We start from the raw sequence: 2253 nt of genomic DNA on the forward strand, positions 1-2253 counted from the left end.
GATGTACGTCTGCGGAATCACGCCCTACGACTCGACCCACCTCGGTCACGCGGCCACCTATCTGGCGTTCGACCTGGTCTACCGCCAGTGGCTGGATCTCGGCCACGCGGTGCACTACGTGCAGAACGTCACCGACGTCGACGATCCGCTGCTCGAGCGTGCTGAACGTGACGGCGTCGACTGGCGGGAGTTGGGCGACCGCGAGGTCGCCCGTTTTCGTGAAGACATGGCGGCGCTGCGGATCCTGCCGCCCCGCGAATACGTGCCGGCTACTCAAGCGATTGCCGAAGTCGTCGAGCTCGTCGAGAAGATGGTGGCCTCGGGGGCCGCGTACATCATCGACGGCGAGCACCCGGACGTGTACTACCGCGCCGACGCCACACCGCAGTTCGGCTACGAGTCGGGGTATGACCGCGAGACCATGCTGCGGCTTTTCGGGGAGCGCGGCGGTGACCCACAGCGGCCCGGCAAGAGCGACGAACTCGACGCCTTGCTGTGGCGGGCGGAACGACCGGGTGAGCCGAGTTGGCCGTCGCCGTTCGGTCCCGGCAGGCCCGGCTGGCACGTCGAGTGCGCGGCCATCGCGCTCAGTCGCATCGGCAGTGGACTCGACATCCAGGGCGGGGGCAGCGACCTGATTTTCCCGCATCACGAATTCACCGCCGCGCACGCCGAATGTGTCCGGGGCGAAAGGCGATTCGCGCGCCACTACGTGCACGCCGGGATGATCGGGTGGGACGGCCACAAGATGTCCAAGAGCCGCGGCAACCTGGTGCTGGTATCGACGTTGCGCGCGGAAGGTGTTGAGGCGCCGGCCATTCGGCTGGGTCTACTGGCCGGGCACTACCGCGCGGACCGATTCTGGAGCTCCGAGGTGCTCGACGAGGCCACCGCTCGGCTGCAGCGGTGGCGCACCGCGACCGCGTTGCCCGCGGGCCCGGACGCCACCGACGTGATCGCGCGGGTGCGCCGCTACCTGGCCGACGATCTCGATACCCCCAAAGCGCTTGCCGCCCTGGATGGTTGGGTCACCGACGCACTGGAGTACGGCGGTCATGACGCGGAAACGCCGAAGCTGGTGGCAGCCGCAATCGATGCATTACTGGGAGTGGACCTATGAGTATCAACGGCAAGGTGGTCTTGATCACCGGCGGTGCCCGGGGCATCGGGGCTGAGGTCGCGCGGCGGCTGCACAGCAGGGGCGCCACGCTGGTGCTGACCGATCTCAACCAGCGCGAATTGACCACGATCGCAACCGAACTCGGCGGCGAGCGGGTGCTGACCGCGGTCGCCGACGTGCGCGACCTGCCCGCGATGCAGGCCGCCGCCGCGCAGGCCGTCGAGCGGTTCGGGGGCATCGACGTGGTGGTGGCCAACGCCGGCATCTTGAGCTACGGGTCGCTGCAGCAGGTCGATCCGGAGGCGTTCAAGCGGGTGCTCGACGTCAACGTGCTCGGCGTCTTTCACACCGTCCGTGCCACGCTGCCGACGGTGATCGAGCGCCGCGGATATGTGCTGATTGTCTCGTCGCTGGCGGCGTATGCGGTGTGCCCGGGGCTGGCGCCGTACAACGCGGCCAAGGCCGGCGTGGAGATGCTTGCCAACGCGTTGCGGCTGGAAGTGGCTCACTTGGGCGTCCGGGTCGGCTCGGCGCACATGTCCTGGATCGACACCGCGCTGGTCCGCGACGGCAAGGCCGACATGCCGGCATTCGACAAGCTTCTCGCCAGCCTGCCCTGGCCGTCGAACAGGACCACCACCGTCGACAAGTGCGCGGCCGCGTTCGTCAAGGGCATCGAGGCGCGCAAGAGCCGCATCTACTGCCCGGGCTGGGTACGGCTGTTCCGCTGGATCAAACCGGTGGTGTCCACGCCGGTGGGCGAGTTCTCCATCCGCAAGCCCACCGCGGAGCTGTTGCCCCAGATGGACGCCGAAGTCGCCGCCCTCGGCCGCTCCACCAGCGCCTATAACGAGGGCTTGGGCAGAGAGCGCTTGGGCAGGGAAGGCTTGGGCAAGCCCGCCAGCTAGCGCCCGAAACCGGGGCGGCGTCGGCGCAGATAGCGCTCGAACTCGGCGGCCAACGCGTCGCCATCGATCTGGCCCAGTGCCTCGTTCATGTCGACTTCGGCGTCGCCGCGCTGTTCCAGCGAGGTGACGTACTCGGCCAGGTCCTCGTCCTCGGTGGCCATCTCGGTGACCGCCAGCTCCCACTCCTCGGCCTCGCTCGGCAGGTCGGCCAGCGGGACCTCGATG

General features: G+C 68.5%; 2 protein-coding genes and 1 pseudogene. 2 read left to right on the top strand and 1 reads right to left on the bottom strand.

Annotated features, from left to right (window positions below):
• Positions 1-1120 (top strand): cysteine--1-D-myo-inosityl 2-amino-2-deoxy-alpha-D-glucopyranoside ligase (gene mshC / locus JOZ00_RS24995; RefSeq protein ID WP_293349604.1); only part of this gene is annotated, 1120 nt, incomplete at its 5' end.
• Complete coding sequence (locus JOZ00_RS25000) at positions 1117-2028, top strand: SDR family oxidoreductase (RefSeq protein WP_293349607.1); 912 nt, start codon at positions 1117-1119, stop codon at positions 2026-2028. The genes mshC and JOZ00_RS25000, both read left to right, overlap by 4 nt.
• Here the strand turns inward: JOZ00_RS25000 and JOZ00_RS25005 are convergent.
• Positions 2025-2253: pseudogene (locus JOZ00_RS25005) on the bottom strand (PAC2 family protein); the annotation flags it as partial. The gene JOZ00_RS25000 and the pseudogene JOZ00_RS25005 overlap by 4 nt on opposite strands.

The organism is Mycobacterium sp., from assembly GCF_019243155.1.
Classification (GTDB): domain Bacteria; phylum Actinomycetota; class Actinomycetes; order Mycobacteriales; family Mycobacteriaceae; genus Mycobacterium.

What these genes read in the sequence shown, in the direction of transcription:
- JOZ00_RS25000 (WP_293349607.1), top strand. Translation starts at nt 1,117, where the DNA reads ATGAGTATCAACGGCAAGGTGGTCTTGATCACCGGCGGTGCCCGGGGC.